At 40.4% G+C, this 16,841-nt stretch carries 16 protein-coding genes; 10 read left to right on the top strand and 6 right to left on the bottom strand.

The features are described from left to right. Positions 1-152: 152 nt before the first annotated feature. Together ALGA_RS06930 and ALGA_RS06925 are read left to right on the top strand one after the other, a co-directional pair. Positions 153-662, top strand: a complete 510-nt coding sequence (locus ALGA_RS06930) for a GNAT family N-acetyltransferase (protein WP_096428636.1) — start codon at positions 153-155, stop codon at positions 660-662. A 91-nt stretch (positions 663-753) separates the two neighbouring features. Then, positions 754-1,044 carry a nuclear transport factor 2 family protein gene (locus ALGA_RS06925; protein ID WP_162845525.1) on the top strand — a complete coding sequence of 97 codons (291 nt, stop codon included), beginning with the start codon at positions 754-756 and terminating at the stop codon, positions 1,042-1,044. Here the strand turns inward: ALGA_RS06925 and ALGA_RS06920 are convergent. The 5 genes from ALGA_RS06920 to ALGA_RS06900 form a co-directional block, all read right to left on the bottom strand. Then, positions 1,041-2,204: a hypothetical protein gene (locus tag ALGA_RS06920; RefSeq protein ID WP_096428635.1), complete on the bottom strand. Its 1,164-nt coding sequence runs from the start codon at positions 2,202-2,204 to the stop codon at positions 1,041-1,043. The genes ALGA_RS06925 and ALGA_RS06920 overlap by 4 nt on opposite strands. Before the next feature lie 35 nt (positions 2,205-2,239). Next, positions 2,240-2,926, bottom strand: coding sequence for an ABC transporter ATP-binding protein (locus ALGA_RS06915; RefSeq protein ID WP_096428634.1), 687 nt, complete (start codon positions 2,924-2,926; stop codon positions 2,240-2,242). Positions 2,927-2,958: 32 nt separating this feature from the next. Further along, complete coding sequence (locus tag ALGA_RS06910; protein ID WP_096428633.1) at positions 2,959-4,176, bottom strand: ABC transporter permease; 1,218 nt, start codon at positions 4,174-4,176, stop codon at positions 2,959-2,961. A gap of 148 nt (positions 4,177-4,324) precedes the next feature. Beyond that, positions 4,325-5,545, bottom strand: a complete 1,221-nt coding sequence (locus tag ALGA_RS06905; RefSeq protein ID WP_096428632.1) for an ABC transporter permease — start codon at positions 5,543-5,545, stop codon at positions 4,325-4,327. Between the two features lie 25 nt (positions 5,546-5,570). Further along, a complete protein-coding gene (locus ALGA_RS06900; protein WP_197705720.1) occupies positions 5,571-6,320 on the bottom strand; it encodes an outer membrane lipoprotein-sorting protein in 750 nt (249 codons plus the stop codon). Positions 6,321-7,762: 1,442 nt separating this feature from the next. Between ALGA_RS06900 and tnpA the strand changes: the two genes are divergently transcribed. Together tnpA and ALGA_RS22745 are read left to right on the top strand one after the other, a co-directional pair. Further along, complete coding sequence (tnpA, locus tag ALGA_RS06895) at positions 7,763-8,221, top strand: IS200/IS605 family transposase (RefSeq protein ID WP_096428631.1); 459 nt, start codon at positions 7,763-7,765, stop codon at positions 8,219-8,221. 163 nt (positions 8,222-8,384) lie between these two features. Next, complete coding sequence (locus ALGA_RS22745) at positions 8,385-8,573, top strand: hypothetical protein (RefSeq protein WP_145957578.1); 189 nt, start codon at positions 8,385-8,387, stop codon at positions 8,571-8,573. 205 nt (positions 8,574-8,778) lie between these two features. On the opposite strand, the gene ALGA_RS06890 is transcribed toward ALGA_RS22745, so the two are convergent. Continuing rightward, entirely contained in the window at positions 8,779-9,237 is a 459-nt protein-coding gene (locus tag ALGA_RS06890) for an Lrp/AsnC family transcriptional regulator (protein WP_096428630.1), read from the bottom strand. 266 nt (positions 9,238-9,503) lie between these two features. Here ALGA_RS06890 and ALGA_RS06885 point away from each other — a divergent pair, with 266 nt between their 5' ends. The 6 genes from ALGA_RS06885 (at position 9,504) to ALGA_RS06860 (ending at position 16,841) form a co-directional block, all read left to right on the top strand. Then, a complete protein-coding gene (locus tag ALGA_RS06885; RefSeq protein WP_096428629.1) occupies positions 9,504-10,043 on the top strand; it encodes a 2-oxoacid:acceptor oxidoreductase family protein in 540 nt (179 codons plus the stop codon). A gap of 26 nt (positions 10,044-10,069) precedes the next feature. After that, positions 10,070-10,363 carry a 4Fe-4S binding protein gene (locus ALGA_RS06880; RefSeq protein WP_096428628.1) on the top strand — a complete coding sequence of 98 codons (294 nt, stop codon included), beginning with the start codon at positions 10,070-10,072 and terminating at the stop codon, positions 10,361-10,363. Between the two features lie 246 nt (positions 10,364-10,609). Next, positions 10,610-11,803, top strand: a complete 1,194-nt coding sequence (locus tag ALGA_RS06875) for a transketolase C-terminal domain-containing protein (RefSeq protein WP_096428627.1) — start codon at positions 10,610-10,612, stop codon at positions 11,801-11,803. Further along, positions 11,796-12,704, top strand: coding sequence for a thiamine pyrophosphate-dependent enzyme (locus tag ALGA_RS06870; RefSeq protein ID WP_096428626.1), 909 nt, complete (start codon positions 11,796-11,798; stop codon positions 12,702-12,704). The genes ALGA_RS06875 and ALGA_RS06870 overlap by 8 nt, the downstream gene beginning before the upstream one ends. Before the next feature lie 381 nt (positions 12,705-13,085). Then, positions 13,086-14,303, top strand: coding sequence for an aminotransferase-like domain-containing protein (locus tag ALGA_RS06865; protein WP_096428625.1), 1,218 nt, complete (start codon positions 13,086-13,088; stop codon positions 14,301-14,303). Between the two features lie 507 nt (positions 14,304-14,810). After that, positions 14,811-16,841 carry a molybdopterin-containing oxidoreductase family protein gene (locus ALGA_RS06860; protein WP_096428624.1) on the top strand — a complete coding sequence of 677 codons (2,031 nt, stop codon included), beginning with the start codon at positions 14,811-14,813 and terminating at the stop codon, positions 16,839-16,841.

Here is a 16,841-nt window from a genome sequence, read left to right as displayed (position 1 = left end):
ATTTGGAAGTAAGTATTTAATCATTTATTTTGTTTAAAGATTTTGAGATGTTCAATTGCCCCAGCTGAAGCAGGGGACAAATGATATTATTTAAAGCAATATTTTAATTATTAATTATCTCTGCTTTTAGGTAGAGTTTATTTAGAAAAAAGATGATCACACTAAAACCACTTACCCCCGAAAACCTCCCTCCATTTTACAAATGGATAAGAGATGAGGAAGCAATAATTTATTCCTTATCAATATTTCAGGGAATGAAAACCGATCAACAGATTAAAGATTGGTATCTGCAAGCAATAAGTGATAGCAGGAATAGTAATCATGGAATTTTTGTGGATGGTGTATTTGTGGGTTACGCAGGAATTTCAGGAATGTCGAAGATCAACAAATCGGGAGAATATTTCATTTTTATTGGTGATAAAAACTATTGGGGAAAGGGAATTGGTACCCAAGTAACCCAAATGATTGTGAAAATGGGTTTTGAAGAATTGGGATTGAACCGAATCATGCTGAGTGTTTCGGTACCCAATACTGCTGGCGTAAAAGCATACGAGCGGGCAGGTTTTGTTATGGAAGGTCGATATAGGGAAGCAGCGCTTCGCAATGGTGAGTATCATGACAAGTTTGTGATGTCGATACTGAAATCGGAATGGGAATCGTAGGGACATGCCATGGCGTGTCCGCAATTATATTGTCAATGTAATTATCATAGCAGATGAAACCAAAACAGTTAGTCGAAAATGGGTCGAATAAATAGCAGAATTCTATGATGAAGATGCTGTCAACCATCAGGTAACACAAGATCCGGTTGAAGGTAAGGAGGCCATTCGAGAAATGTTTGCCAGAGAATTTGCGCTTGCAGACATGACCTGTGTTGTTGAAAATATTTTTGAAGATGGGCAGTGGGCTATTTTAGAATGGAAAGATCCGCTGGGTTTGCGCGGTTGCAGTTTCTTTCATGTTATCGATGGGAAAATAAAATTTCAGCGTAGTTACTGGGATAAACTCACATTCCTTCGAATGCACAACTTATCAATCCATTAAAAACTCCATCGCAACCTTCCAAAGGCTACTTGACCAATATCCCCAAATTCACTTCCATCCTTGCCAAAAAATAATTGAGTTGTCAGCATTAGCTCTATGTTCTCGCTAAGAGAATAGCTAAACGTAGGATTGAGGTAATAGGAATGATCCGATGGATTGATAATCGTTGAAAAGCTGGCTGAAAAAAGAGGAGTTACCGGCAATGCGGCCTGCCCGAAAATAGAATACTTCGCTCTGGAAAGCATTTTTGCTGACAAGTTTTGGTCAAAAATAACATTTGAACCTAGCGCATCTTTTGTGCTTCCCTTGCTGTTGAACAGACCTTCAATCGAAAGGCTAAGGCTATTTTGCAGGGTGTAGTCGTAAGATAATGATGCTGCCGTTGCTTCTTTGGAGTTATTATGGGTTGAACGCGGGCTGAAGTAAGATATTTCACCACGAAATCCGCCACCCATTATATCTCCGGACCATCCGCCACCAAGCATGTAATCGTCGCCAACCCAGCCGGATAATAATTGGAAATCATAATTCCATTTCGAGAACCGGTACATTGCAGCCAAAGCCATTTCACTGGAATTGTCTGCCATTTTAAATACCAGTTCCATCGAAGACGTAACGCCCAAATAATGTCTGATATTGATAGCATCGCTGCCGGGACGTTCTTCGTAGTCAAAATCGAAATAAGAAAAGCTATTGAAAACATCATTGGGATTCCAAACCTTGCTGATTCCCCAATTGATTCTCTGACGCCCAATTCGAAACTGCCAATCGCCTTCGGTATAATCCATATAAGCCCTGTCGACTATCGAATGCAAAAACCATTTGTCAGAATAAGCACTTATCCACGATAAATCAGCATAGCCTTTATCCGTATCAACAGTTGATCTGTAATTGGGAATATCACTCACGATGTTCCCCATAATCAGCCGATTTCTCATGCCTGCGGTAAAGTTTATTTTATCGGTGGCAAACCAATTAAAATTTAACCGGTTGTGAATGGTATTTGAGTGAAAATTTGGAAGCTTTGGCCCTATTGGTGCCTGTTCGGGGTGATAAAACATATACAGATCTTTCACATAACCATCCAGATTCCACTTGCGTTCTTGCGAATAGGAAAGAATTGGAAGAAAAAAGAGAAGGATAAGGGCGCTTTTTTTCATGTTAAGGGGTACTATTTTATTGAATCAGACTCTTTTTATTTTTTACGTTCATCACTAATTATTTTTCCATCTTCAATTGTAATTATCCTGTGTGCCTTGTTCACAACTCTTTGATCGTGGGTTGAAAAGATAAATGTGATGTGCTCTTTTTTGTTCAGGTCTTCCATGATTTCCAAGAGATTCTCGGTCGATTTTGAATCCAGATTCGCAGTTGGTTCATCAGCCAAAACAAATTTTGGTTTCGATGCCAAGGCTCTTGCCACTGCCACACGCTGTTGCTGTCCGCCGGAAAGCTTATTCGGACGACTGTTTTCGCGCCCTTCTAAACCAACGGCACTTAATAACTCCATGGTTCTTTCTTCGCGTTCCATCTTTGGGCGATTTTGCAAATGCATGATGAATTCCACATTCTCCTTAGCCGTTAAAACCGGAATCAGGTTGTAAGACTGAAATACAAAACCAATGTTCTGCATTCTGAATTTAATCAAATCAGAAGATTTTAACTCACTTAAATCAGTATTGTCGATCAGTATTTTACCCTCGGTAGGTTCATCGAGACCACCAAGCATGTTTAGTAAAGTGGATTTCCCCGAGCCGGAAGGTCCAACAATAGCCGCAAATTCACCTTCTTCAAAACTAAGGCTAACATCGTTTACGGCATGTACTTTTACTTCAGAGTCGTTGTATATTTTATGCAGGTTGGTAATTTCTATGATATTCATTTCACGTTCTTTTAAAGTGTATATTAACCCAATTACTCAGTTCTTATCGCTTCAGCAGGATTGTATTTTAAAGCTTTTCTTGCTGGATATATAGAGGCAACAATTCCGGTAATTAGTACCAGAATGGCAATGGTAACCAGCGTTTCCAATTCAATTACCGGATAGATATGTGAACTGTATCCCATATCTTCGAGACCTGCTGCATAACTCGACAGGTCAATTCCTTTTTCCATTGTGGCGTACGAGGCAGCCAGGCCAATAAGAATACCTGTAAATCCTCCTGTGAAAGTAAGCAGAACGGTTTCCAGCATTAACATGCCAAATATTCGGGCCTTACTCATTCCTATTGCCATTAGCATCCCCAGTTCTTTTATGCGTTCAAGAATTACCATGAGCATGGTGTTAACAATTCCAAATCCCAAAGCCAACAGGATGATGATGACAAAAATATAGATATACAGATTCCCAATTTCATTGATATAACCCAATTCGGGCATGGATTCTTTCCAGGTCTGAACCAATAAATTTTTATGCTTGTTCTTTAGCAGCAGGCTTTGCTGATCGATCAGTTCCGTATCATCCAAATGCACCAGTATTTCGTGCGACACACTACTCTCAAGATCCAAGAGTCGGGCCAAATCAGTTTTGCGTACAAAAACATTTGTTTCTTCGAACATACCACTGGTAATATCGAATATGCCACATACTCTAAACGCTCCTCCTGTAATATTTCCCGATGCATCCTGAACGGTAATTACGACCTTCGACCTCATTTTCACCTTCAGTTTTTTAGCCAATTTGGCTCCAATTAGGATCGGATTTCTCTTCACTCCTTCGAAGTATTTTCCTTCGGATAATTTAGAGTGCAGATTGGTAACGGTTTTTTCCTTTTCCGGATCGATTCCAATAATTTTAACACCCGTTCCTGTTTCGGCTGAGGCAACCATCGATTGAATCACAATTCGCGGACTGATTCCGTTAACGTGATCCAATTTAGAAATCTCATTCACTACCAATTCGCTGTTCGGAATGGACTCTTTCAAATCGTAATTCTCTCCAAATTTGGGCTGTTGAATTCGTATGTGCGAAGCCTCGGTCTCAACCCCTGCTTCGAGTCGCTGATTCATCCACCCTTTGGTAAAAGCTGTGGTAAAAACACCTGCCGACATGCCAACACTTATTGCAGCAATAATGATTCCTGAACGAAGCGGACTGCGCCATATATTTCTCCATGCTACTGATCTGATCATATCTTTCTGGTCCTTGTTAATTAGTTCCTATTTATCAACTAACGTATTAATTATCATTTATTACTTTCGACCGTTCGACCGTTCGACCGTTCGACTGTTTCACTGTTTGACTTTCCGACCGTTTGACCGTTCGACTGTTTTCCCTGTCCTAAGCTTTCAAGGCATCTATTACTTTAAATCGGAATATCGAAATTACCGGATAAATGGCAATTATCAGGGTAATGACAGATACACTAATGGCTTGCTGGCTAAATACGTGCCACGAGGTTGAGAAGAACATGTAGGGTTCAAAACCGAATTCTTCCATCAGTTGAGCTGCTTGTCCGGTAAGAGGTATCGGATTGGCACTTTGCAGCAGCAATAAAGGATAGCTGACCAGCAAACCGGAAAGTATGCCTAATAGACCAATAAAAAGAGTCTCGAAAAAAATGACACTTGCCAATTTGCCTTTTCGCATCCCAATGGCAACCATAACACCAAATTCGCGTCTTCTTTCCATGATCATCATCATGATGGTACCTAAAATTCCAAATGCAATAACGATGTACAGTATTGCTTTCATGATTACACCGCCGGCACGATCACTTTCAATTTGTTGTACTACCTCAGGCTGCATTTCTTCCCAACTCATAATAGAGTAGGGCGCTTTTATTTTCTTTTTCAGATCATGAAAAGCACGTTTCATTACATCATTGTTGGCCACATTAATTACCAGGGAACTCAGGCGATCTTCAGCGCTAAAAAAATCCTGACATTTCGCCAGACTCATGTACACAATTGTTTTATTCAGCTCGGGCGATACATGTTTAATAATGCCACGGATTGGGAATTTTTCTGCCGCACTCACTCCGTGGTATCCCTGACTGATGATCACCAAAGTGTCGTTTACACTTAGCTGTAAATACTTCGCCAGGCCATCACCCATCAATACTCCCTCATCTTTTGCTTCCAAATATTTTCCTGACCTGACTTTATCGGCAATTTTGGTTAGCTGATTTTCGCCCAATGGATCGATGCCAAAAATCAGGGCCCCTTTTGTCAGTTCTTTTGATGAGGCCAGACCAAAAGATTCCAATCTTGGAAAAACAAATTCAACATCTTTGTTGGCGAGCAGCTCGTCTACCAATTCCTGATTGTATTCGAAGGTGTTGTTAATGCTTTTGTTTTCCCAATAATCCTCATGATGCACCTGCATGTATCCCGAGTAAAATTTCACCACAATATCAACCATTTTCGTATACGAACCCTCTTGCATCGAGGTCATATAGGCCGATAGCATAACCCCAAAAAAGATAGAGGCTACAGTAATTAAGGTTCTCCTTCTGTTTCGCCAAAGATTTCGCCAGGCCAGTTTTAAATTTGTTCTCATATTTCGATTGATCAAGCCTTCTGAACTATCTAATTCGTTTCATGTTTTGAATAGAGAAAAACGATTCCTTCAGTGGAATATCAAATTCGGTTTCGCCATAAATCAGAATTGTTTTCTGATTCTCCTCATCCGCAGGAATCATCTCCAAACGGGTAGGCATTTCTCTGTCGTCAACCATTTTTATATCCGACAAGACTTCATATTTCACTAATGTTTCATCTTCATCGTAATATTCAGCCCGCAGCCAGTGTTTTTCTTTTTTGCTGATCCACATGTAAATTTTACTCCAAACAACCGGAGCATCTTCAGTAGGAATCAATTCAATCTTATAACAATCAAAACCTTGTTGTTGTTCTTCAGCAAGCAGTTTGTGAGTATAGTCTTTTGCCAGCGACGATTCTTTTACCAAATCATCATTGGTGAAATCCGATCCCATCCATGATTGCATCATCATCGAAGGCGGAATTTTCACCATCCGCTCAATGCTGGGAATCCAGTTCCACATTTCATTAGCACGTTTCAGAAAAACCTGTCCTTTTTCCTTGGCCGGAGATACGATGTACATTAGAGAATAGTCATTGCCAATGCTCCAGGCCTTCATTTCGATGGTTCGCGACCACGATTTTCTTTGAATGGTCATGCTGAAATTAGACTTGCTCGACGTACCTCTCATTTTTTCATCGGCTTCCTGCACCCATTTTTTCACATCCAGTTCCTGGGTAAATCCCGATAAGGAGAACAAAGCAAGAAGGATTGATATTACTATTTTATTCATGCCTGTTGATTTGTATTTAAAATTAGATTGAAAACCTGATAATTGATTGAATACTTGACTAATAAACCTAAGGAGAAATACGATAAAATCAAAAAAAAATATTCTATTTTCCAATGGTTTAGTGTTGGTATGATGTGCCTTACAGGAATTGGGAGGGATGGGACGTAGATGTGTGTTAGCCCCAGCTAAAGCAGGGGACAATAGATGAATTTGGATCATCTGTAAATTCATCCATTGCCTCTGGCTTTAGCCAGAGGATTTTGAAGCATTTTTAGATATTTGTTTGCTTGCCCCAGCTGAAGCAGGGGACAAAAAATCATGAGAATCATTGTATCCATATTTTGTGATGATTCTTTGATGTTTCTAAGCATTGCCTCATTCTTTGCCTCTGGCTTTAGGCAGAGGATTTTTAAATTTCATCATCTATTTTCATCCAGAGGATATTGAATTCTATTGATTGTCCAATTTTGAATATTTTTGGATGCCCCAGCTAAAGCAGGGGACAATAGATGAATCCAGATCATTTGTAAATTCATTCTTTGCCTATGGTTTCAACCTGAGTATTTGAAAAATAAGAATGCATTGCCTGAAGGGCATATACAAAACAGCCCAGGGCAACGCCCTGGGATTGATTCGTTAATGGGAATCCGTCGCGTTAGATTGGTTGATAGGAGGAGGAATGTTATTCCGCGACGAAAAATATCAGATTCAATTTGCGAAAATTAAAGGATTTAAAAGATGCACTGAATGCATTGCCCCAGCTGAATCAGGGGACAAATGATGAATCCAGATCATTTGTAAGTTCATCCATTGCCTCTGGCTTTAGCCAGAGGATTTTAAATTTTATTGATTGTCTAATTTTGAGATATTTGTTTGCTTGCCCCAGCTAAAGCAGGGGACAAAAAATCATGAGAATCATTGTATCCATATTTTGTGATGATTCTTTGATGTTTCTAAGCATTGCCTCATTCTTTGCCTCTGGCTTTAGGCAGAGGATTTTTAAATTTCATCATCTGTTTTTATCCAGAGGATTTTAAATTTTATTGATTGTTTAATTTTTAGATATTTGTTTGCTTGCCCCAGCTAAAGCAGGGGACAATTGATGAATCCAGATCATTTGTAAATTCATCCTTTGCCTTTGGCTTTAGCCAGAGGATTTGTAAGAAGCCCATCATTTGTTTTCATTCAGAGGATTTTTAAATTTCATCATCTGTTTTTATCCAGAGGATATTGAATTCTATTGATTGTCCAATTTTGAGATATTTGTTCGATTGCCCCAGCTAAAGCAGGGGACAATAGATGAATTTGGATCATTTGTAAATTCATTCTTTGCCTCTGGCTTTAGGCAGAGGATTTCGAAGCCCATTATTCGGAGGATTAAAAAAAACTTGTTTTGTTTATTAAAAAGATGTAATTTTTTTATTGACCAAAACAGCAAGCATATGCCACATGTTAAAGTGTATATCCATTTTGTATGGAGCACAAAATATCGAGAGCCATTTCTAAAATCAAGTTTGATAAGAAAAAAAGTGTGGAAACACATTAAGGAAAATGCTGCAGAAAAAGGCATTGATATGGATTTTATAAATGGATATTACGATCATTGTCATTGTTTGGTAAGGCTTCAGCCAGATCAGACCATAAGTGAGTTGATGCAACTGATTAAAGGGGAATCTTCCTTCTGGATCAATAAAAATAAGCTGTATAAAGATAATTTCGAGTGGCAGAACGATTATTATGCCGTGTCGGTTGGTGAATCAGCTTTGCAACGAGTCCGCACTTACATCAAAAATCAAGAATTTCACCACCAATTTCAATCATTTGAGCAAGAGGAAGAGGTGATGATTGAGAAATATGGATTTATAAAAATAGTTCCCCCTTTAAAAACAGAGGGCAAATGATATTTGATTGCCGCAGCTAAAGCAGGGGACAATTGATGAATCCAGATCATTTGTAAATTCATTCTTTGCCTCTGGCTTCAGCCAGAGGATTTTAAATTCCATCATTTATTTTCATCTAGAGGATATTGAATTCTATTGATTGTCCAATTTTGAATATTTTTGGATGCCCCAGCTAAAGCAGGGGACAAATGATGAACCTAGATCATCTGTAAATTCATCCATTGCCTTTGGTTTCAACCAAAGGATTTTAGAGAAATATTTTGATGTCAGCATTTATTATTCAAAGGTGCAGATTCTTCGTCCCGATGACAATCGGGATCAGAATGACAATAGAATTTTATGGGACTCATAAAGCAGGGGATAAATGATTAGGATCATATGCAATGATTATTCATTCATTGCCTTTGGTTTCAACCAAAGGATTCTGAAATTTTGATTGTCCAATTTTGAATGCCCCGGCTAAAGCAGGGGACAATGGATGGCGTCCTATACAATGATTATTCATGCTTTGCCTCGGGTTTCAACCCGAGGATGTAAAGAGAAATATTGAACAAATCTTACAAATCGTATCCAATTTTATCCGAAGAAGAAATCACGAAGGTGCTGTTGAATCGGGTAATGTATTCTAAAGTAGAAAGTTTCTCCTGAAGAAAGAATTGAAAAGCATGCATGTCTTTCACCATTATTTTCATCATGGCATCGAAACTTCCGGAGGTAATGTAAAATTCCATAACCTCTGGCAGTGCGAGAGCATCATTTCGCAGTTGTTCTACTACATCGCGTGTGTGTTTAGTTATTGAAACAGAGATAAAAACCACCATGCTTTTATCGATTTTTTCGGGGTCGAGTACCGCCACATAGTTTTTAATAATTCCGTTACGTTCCAGTTTTTTAACCCTTTCGTACACAGGCGTGTTGCTTAGGTATAGTTTCTCCGAAAGTTCCTTAATGGTAATGCGGCAATCCTGCTGCAGCAGTTGTAAAATTTTACGATCGGTTTGGTCCAGTTTATCCATGAGAAGAAAATTTATCTGCCATTGTCATCTATATGGCTGTTGCAAAGATATAAATTCTTTCGAAATGCCGTTTGGTAGATCAGTTTACTGTATTTATTCTCTTTACTAGTAAAATTTTACTGCAATATGTATATTTACAGGGTATTTTAACAGGAATTTTAAATACGGATTTTCACAAAAATCACAACATACAACAACAAACACAAAATGGCTCCGATTCGCGTCGGGGCCATTAAGCAAAACAACAACAAACAAAATTTAGATAGATGAAAGAAATCAGATGGCATGGAAGAGGAGGACAAGGTGGTTTTACCGCTTCTCGTTTGCTGGGCATTGCTGCCAGTGTTCACGGAAGCAAACATGCTTTGGCGTTCCCATCTTTCGGTCCTGAAAGAAGAGGTGCTCCGGTTTTGGCTTTCACCAAAATAGACGACACCAAAATTCACGATCGCAGCGAAGTTCAGAACAGCGACTACGTGGTGGTAATGGATGAGACTTTAATCACTCCCGGTTTCGAAAAAGGAATCAGACCTGGTGCTACCATTTTAGTAAACACCGAAAAGGTAGAAGTGTACCAAAAAGCATTACCCGCTTTCAAACTAATTGGCATTGATGCTTCGACCTTAGCCATGGAATTATTGGGACGGCCAATTACCAACACAGCCATGTACGGAGCATTAGCTGCCGCATCGGGATTGGTAAGCTTAGAGGCAGCCGTTGCCAGCATCCGAACCGAAATGAAGCCAAAACTGGCCGAATTGAATGTGAAGATTGTAGAAAGAGCCTTTGAATTAATTAACAATTAGTAATTATTAATTAATAATTGAAAAAAATGAACCGTCCAAAAAAACAGGAATTTAAATTTCCTACACACATAGATGAATATCCTACCGGCCCGCAGTACAAGGCTGGTTTTCTGCCGGAGATCAATGCAGGATGGAGATCAGTCCGTCCGGTTATCGATCACGAAGCATGTGTTTTCTGTCTTCGTTGCTACCTGCTTTGTCCGGATGGCACCATCTTAAAAGAAAACGGCAAAATCGAATTCGACATGGATTATTGCAAAGGCTGTGGTGTTTGTGCACACGAATGCCCAACGGATGCAATTAAAATGGTAAAAGAGTAGGGACACGCCATGGCGTGTCCAACGAAAGGGATTTACAAAAACATCCCCCTGAATCCCCCTTGAAAGGGGGACTTTTAGCGGCTTGCCAAATTCCCTCCCGATAACTATCGAGGATTGAGAGGGGACAAAGTATTAAGAAGAACTTTCAAGCACAACTCTTTTAAAGGCTAACAACTAATACCTAATAGCTTTTAGCTTGTTCAATTAATGTAAACAGTTAATGAACTGAAACAGAAAATTAGAAAAATGACTACAAATAATAAGATTTTCATATCAGGTGATGAGGCAGTGGCTCAGGGCGTAAAGTTATGCCGTCCGCATGTAATTGCTGCTTATCCAATCACCCCGCAAACCATCACCGTTGAGCGACTATCTGAAATGGTAGAAGCAGGCGAGATGGAAGGTATATACATGCACGTTGAATCGGAGCATTCTGCTATTTCAGCAGCTATGGGAGCCTGCGCAGTAGGTGCCAGAACATTTACAGCATCATCATCCCAGGGTTTGTTATACATGGCCGAAGGATTGCACTACTGTAGTGGTGGTCGTTGGCCGGTGGTAATGATGAATGCCAACCGTTCGGTGGCTTTGCCTTGGAGTATCTACGGCGATCAGCGCGATTCATTGTCATTACTGGATTGCGGATGGATTCAGGTTTATGTTGAAGATGCACAGGAGGCTTTGGACATGATTATTCAGGCTTACAAAATTGCTGAGCACAAAGATGTATTGACCCCAATGATGGTGAATTTGGATGGTTTCATCCTGACTCATACTTACGAGTTGGTGGCTATTCCAGAGCAAAAAATGGTAGATGAATTTCTTCCGGTTTTCGAGACTCCAAACAAAATGTCTTTCGAAGAGCCTAAAAATTTAGGATTCAGCTCTAAGCCCGATGACAATACCGAATTCAAATATCAGCAAAACGAAGCCATGTTTAATGCTATTGATGTAATTCGCGATGTGGATCAGGAATTTGCAGAAAAATTTGGTCGTAAGTACTACGATATGGTGGAAGAGTACCAGTGCGAAGATGCCGAAGTGGTATTGGTGGCCTTGGGAAGTGTTTGCGGAACCATTCGTGTGGTGGTCGATAAGATGCGTGCCGAAGGCAAGAAAGTTGGATTGCTTAAGATTCGTTACATGCGTCCCTTCCCCGAAGCAGAAGTGAAAAATTTGGCCCGTCGTGTAAATGCGATCGGAGTTATCGATAAAGATATTTCTTTCGGATACGAGGGAACTGTTTATACCAATGTGAATTCAGCAATTTCGAAAATTGACAAGTACGTTTACAAGAGCAATTTTGTAGGTGGCCTTGGCGGACGGGATATCACCAAAGCTGAGATTGAAGAGATGTTCGATAAGCTGTTTTTCGGAGTGGCAAATAAGAGTGAAGAGAAAGTAGAATTTTTTAGCCTAAACGTAGAAACCAATGACTAATCTAGTAGATATCCCAAAAGTGAATGCGAAAAACATGACCGAGAAGGAATTTTTCTATGGTCATAAGGCTTGCGCCGGATGTGGTGGAAGTGTTGCTGTTCGTTTGGCACTAAAAGTTTTGGGTGAGCGCACCTATACAGCATTACCAGCCGGATGCATGTCGGCGGTAGGATTTATTTTTCCTCAAATGGCATTCAATACCAATGCCTTGATCACCACATTTCCGGGCGCTGCTAGTATGGCATCAGGAATTGCTGCCGGAGCCAAAGCTTTGGGGCAAAAAGATGTGAAAACAGTTGTGTTTGCCGGCGACGGTGGAACTGCTGATATTGGATTTCAGGCTCTTTCAGGAATGATTGATCGTAACGATGATGTTTTGTATATCTGCTACGACAACGAAGCTTATATGAACACCGGTATTCAGAAAAGTGGACTGACTCCTTACGGAACAAAAACTACAACTACGCCTGCTGGTGAGAACCTGCCGGGAAGCATTACTCACAAAAAGAATATGTTTGAGATTATTGCTGCGCATGATATTGCTTACGCTGCAACGGCTAGTATTGGCTATCCTCAGGATTATTTGAATAAGGTGAACAAAGCCAAGCACATTAAAGGCGCCACCTTTATTCACGTGTATGCATCCTGTCCAACAGGCTGGGGAACCCCAACCGAAACATCTATCGAAATTGCAAAAGAAGCTGTAGACTGTGGTCTGATTTTCTTGGCAGAATATGAGGATGGCGAGTACAAATTGAACCGCAACCCGAAAGAATTTGCTTCGGTAAAAGATTATCTGAAAAAGCAGGGCCGGTTCAAGCACCTGAATGATGAGAATATTCAATGCATAACAGAGCATCGCGACAAAAAATGGTTACGCATGCGCAAAAATTGGTTATAAAATACTGTAGGGACACGCCATGGCATGTCCTGATCTGAATACAATATTTGTCCCATTTTAATTTAAAATCACCCATTCGCCTGTCGGCACTACCCCTTAAAAGGTGGAAGATTCCAAAATTGGAATAGGATGATGAATTTAAGTTTCTCCCTTCTTGAGGGGAGATGTCCGGAGGACAGAGGGGTGTCTTTATATCACCCGGTTTTAATAAAAGGGATTTACAAAACATCCCCCTCAGTCCCCCTTCAAAGGGGGAGTTTAGGACAGTATTTCAAATTCCCTCCCGATCACCATCGGGATTGAGAGGGGATTAAGGGGAGTGTTCTAAATTTATAGAAAAGGCTTAAACAAAAACAACAAACAGAACTAAAATAAACAATCATGATCAGCGATTTAAAAGGAACCTTTTCTCAAATCAGCAATAATAACAAACGATCAGCCATTCGTGAAATTTTGAAATTGACTCAAAATCCGGAAATCATCTCTTTTGCAGGCGGATTGCCGGCACCAGAATCTTTTCCCGTAGATGCGTTGGACAGCATTGTTTCGAAAATGTTGCGTGAAGAGGGAGCAGCCGTATTACAGTACGATGCAACCGAAGGGGTTACTGAGCTAAGAGAATTGCTTTTGAAAAAGTATCAGGATGAAGGCATTCAATGTTCCTTGGATAACATGATTATTACAACTGGATCGCAGCAAGGATTGGATTTGGTAGGCAAAGTTTTTGTAAACCAAGGTGATGTTGTGATATGTGGTCTGCCATCTTACTTAGGAGGTATTGGCGCATTTCAGGCTTACGGTGCAAAAATGGCAGGTGTACCAATGGATGAGAACGGCATGAGTGCTGAACTTTTGGAAGCCAAGCTGGAGGAACTAAAGCAGCAGGGCATTAAAGCAAAGTTTATTTATGTGATTCCTGATTTTCAAAATCCAACAGGAATTACCATGCCTGAATCGCGCCGTATGGAAATTATCGCATTGGCTCATAAGTACGATGTATTAATTGTTGAAGATTGTCCGTATCGTGAAGTTCGTTTCGAAGGAAAACCTCAGCGTTTGATGTATGAGTTGGACAATGACGATCATGTACTCACTTTAGGTACTTTCTCGAAGATTTTTGCACCAGGATTCCGTATTGGATGGGTTTTGGGACCCAAAGATGTTAATGAGAAAATTGTTGTTGCCAAGCAATCGGCTGATTTGTGTACACCAACATTCGTACAGAAAATTGCCATTGGCTATATGAAATCGGGTTTGTTCGAAACCAACCTTCAAAAAACTATCGATCTGTATCATCAGCGCAGAGATGTGATGCTGGCAGAATTGGAAAAGCACATGCCCGAGGGTGTGACATGGACTCATCCAGAAGGTGGCATGTTCCTATTTATTACTTTGCCGGAGCATATGAATGCTTTGGATTTGTTCCACAAAGCGATCGAAAAAAAGGTAGCCTTCGTTAGCGGAAATGTTTTCTATTGCGATGGCAGCGGAACAAACACGATACGATTGAACTTCTCATATGTGAACAACGAAAAGGCAATTGAAGGTGTAAAACGTTTGTGCGAGATTGTTACAGCAGAAATTCTTGTTGAGGCTTGATAAAAACCCCAGCTAAAGCAGGGGGTATAGGACATGAGAATCATTGTATCCATATTTTGTGATGATTCTTTGATGTTTCTAGGTATTGCCTCATGCATTGCCTCTGGCTTTAGGCAGAGGATTTTAAAAATGGATTGCCCCAGCTAAAGCAGAGGACAAAGGACATGAGAATCATTGTGTCCTTTTTTGATGATGATTCTTTGATGTTTCTATGCATTGCCTCATGCATTGCCTCTGGCTTTAGGCAGAGGATTTTAAAATGTGAATACATTGCCTGAAGGGCATATACAATACAGCCCAGGGCAACGCCCTGGGTTTGATTCGGTAACGGGAATCCGTCGCGTTAGATTGATTAATTGGAGGAGGAATGTTATTCCGCGACGAAAAATATTTCATTTTGTTTATGTATTGCCTCTGGTTTTAGGCAGAGGGTTATTAGATGTCCTTGATCTAAGGTTTTCATCAATTTTTTGAGTAATTTTTCGCCAAATTTAATGATCCATTCTCATGAAGTTAATATCCTCTGCTTGTCCGCGAAATTGCTACAGTACATGTAGTATAAAAGTTCGGGTAGAAAACAATAGGGTTACCGGTATTGAACCCCATGCTGAAAATCGGGCAACACCCGAAGGTCCTTGTATTAAAGGCCTTGCTTATGTCGAGCGGGCAAATTCCAAATCTAGAATTTTATATCCGCAAAAGCGAGTGGCAGAAGGAAAATATGAACGAATTTCCTGGGATGAGGCTTTGGATACCATTGCTGAAAAACTAACTCATTGCAAAGAAAATTTCGGTCCTCATTCTATCTTGTATTTTGCATCAAGCGGCATGTCGGGATTGTTGAATGGGATTAGTACAAACTTCTGGAAACTATTCGGAGGAGCTACAACCACTTATGGCAATCTTTGCTGGCCTGCCGGATTGGAAGCTGCCCGATTGACAATGGGAGCTAACAAACACAATGCGCCCTGGGATTTGGAACACGCTAAGCTGATTGTTTTATGGGGGAAAAATCCTGCCGAGACGAACATTCAGGAGATGATTCCTGTCGAAAAGGCACAGGCGAATGGAGCGCAATTAGTAGTTGTTGATCCAAGAAGAACACCATCTACCGAACGGGCAAACTCTTTGTTTCAGGTAAAATCGGGAACTGATGCCGCATTGGCATTGGGATTGGCACGGGAAATCATCAAAAATGATTGGATCGATCATGAGTTTATAGAGAAGAACGTATTGGGTTTCGAGCCGTTCAAAGAGCGGGTAGAAGCCTACACCATAGAAAATGTATCGCAGATTTGCCGGATTTCTGAAGAGGCCATTCGCAACTTAGCCAAGCAGATTGGAACCATTAAACCCATGACTTTGATTCCAGGTTACGGACTGCAACGATACGAAAATGGCGGTCAGACAACCAGATGTCTTTTGGCCCTTTCGGTGATAACAGGAAATATTGGTAAGAAAGGTGCATGTTGGCATTATGCCAATCTTCAAAGCTATGTTTTCGATGATTTAAAAGAGCCGGAATCTTACTTTCCAGGTTGTGAGCATCCTAGTTTCCGTAGAAAAATATCCGTAGCCAAATTGGGCGAAGATTTACTAAACATCAAAGATCCGGAAGTGAAATTCATTTGGGTGGAGAGAGGAAATCCTCTTTCGCAAAATCCGGATACCAATTCCATTCGCAAGGCATTTCGCAAAGCGGATTTTCGTGTGGTGGTAGAACAATTCATGACCGATACGGCTTACGAGGCAGACATTGTTTTGCCAGCCAAAAACATGTTCGAGCAATCGGATATCATTGGTTCGTATTGGAATCCGTATGTGCAGTTGAAACAAAAGGTTTTGGAACCTGCCGGAGAAGTAAAGCCTGAATCAGAAATATATTATCTGTTGGCCAAACGTTTGGGTATGGATGAGGCTGAAATCAGTAAAAATATTCCGGAACCAACGGATGAAGCAATTGAAGAATATCTGAATGGATTCCTGAAAGAATTTCCAGAATTGAGTTTGGAAGCTTTGAAAAAGGGACCGCAATTGGCGAATTCTTTCGAGGAGATTCCATTCGCAGATCATCAGTTCTCGACTCCATCGGGTAAAATAGAATTGTATAGTAAACAAGCCAAGGAGTTGTGGGGAATTGATGCCTTGCCGGAATATGTGCCATTGCCTTTTCAAAAGGAGTTTCCTTTGCAGTTGATTTCACCCAATTCAAAAAACAGAATTCATTCTCAGTTTGGAAATTTGGAGGTCATCAAACAATTCGAACCGGAAGCCTATTTGTACGTTCATCCATTGGATGCCGAAGCAAAAGGAATATTGAATTTGGAAATGGTTGAGATTTATAATCACCAGGGCAAATCGGAAGTAAGAGTACAATTCGATTTGGGCTTGCGACAAGGAAATGTAGTTCTCACCAACGGTCATTGGGCTATAAATGGTGCCGCACCAAACCTATTCACCACAGGGAAAGAAACAGACATTGGGCACGGAACGGCCTTTCACAATACATGGGTTGAGATAAGAAAAATTAAGAATTAG

The sequence above is a fragment of the Labilibaculum antarcticum genome (assembly GCF_002356295.1).
GTDB classification, from domain to species: Bacteria; Bacteroidota; Bacteroidia; order Bacteroidales; family Marinifilaceae; genus Labilibaculum; species Labilibaculum antarcticum.
Note: the sequence above shows the minus strand (reverse complement) of the source record. Positions and strands in the feature narration are given on the sequence as shown.

Excerpts from the sequence above, each read along its gene's own strand:
- ALGA_RS06885 (WP_096428629.1), top strand. The coding sequence starts at position 9,504 with ATGAAAGAAATCAGATGGCATGGAAGAGGAGGACAAGGTGGTTTTACC.
- ALGA_RS06930 (WP_096428636.1), top strand. The coding sequence starts at position 153 with ATGATCACACTAAAACCACTTACCCCCGAAAACCTCCCTCCATTTTAC.
- ALGA_RS06900 (WP_197705720.1), bottom strand. The coding sequence starts at position 6,320 with ATGAATAAAATAGTAATATCAATCCTTCTTGCTTTGTTCTCCTTATCG.
- ALGA_RS06875 (WP_096428627.1), top strand. The coding sequence starts at position 10,610 with ATGACTACAAATAATAAGATTTTCATATCAGGTGATGAGGCAGTGGCT.
- ALGA_RS06905 (WP_096428632.1), bottom strand. The coding sequence starts at position 5,545 with ATGAGAACAAATTTAAAACTGGCCTGGCGAAATCTTTGGCGAAACAGA.
- ALGA_RS06890 (WP_096428630.1), bottom strand. The coding sequence starts at position 9,237 with ATGGATAAACTGGACCAAACCGATCGTAAAATTTTACAACTGCTGCAG.
- ALGA_RS06880 (WP_096428628.1), top strand. The coding sequence starts at position 10,070 with ATGAACCGTCCAAAAAAACAGGAATTTAAATTTCCTACACACATAGAT.
- tnpA (WP_096428631.1), top strand. The coding sequence starts at position 7,763 with ATGCCACATGTTAAAGTGTATATCCATTTTGTATGGAGCACAAAATAT.
- ALGA_RS06865 (WP_096428625.1), top strand. The coding sequence starts at position 13,086 with ATGATCAGCGATTTAAAAGGAACCTTTTCTCAAATCAGCAATAATAAC.
- ALGA_RS06870 (WP_096428626.1), top strand. The coding sequence starts at position 11,796 with ATGACTAATCTAGTAGATATCCCAAAAGTGAATGCGAAAAACATGACC.
- ALGA_RS06915 (WP_096428634.1), bottom strand. The coding sequence starts at position 2,926 with ATGAATATCATAGAAATTACCAACCTGCATAAAATATACAACGACTCT.
- ALGA_RS06860 (WP_096428624.1), top strand. The coding sequence starts at position 14,811 with ATGAAGTTAATATCCTCTGCTTGTCCGCGAAATTGCTACAGTACATGT.
- ALGA_RS22745 (WP_145957578.1), top strand. The coding sequence starts at position 8,385 with ATGCCCCAGCTAAAGCAGGGGACAAATGATGAACCTAGATCATCTGTA.
- ALGA_RS06910 (WP_096428633.1), bottom strand. The coding sequence starts at position 4,176 with ATGATCAGATCAGTAGCATGGAGAAATATATGGCGCAGTCCGCTTCGT.
- ALGA_RS06920 (WP_096428635.1), bottom strand. The coding sequence starts at position 2,204 with ATGAAAAAAAGCGCCCTTATCCTTCTCTTTTTTCTTCCAATTCTTTCC.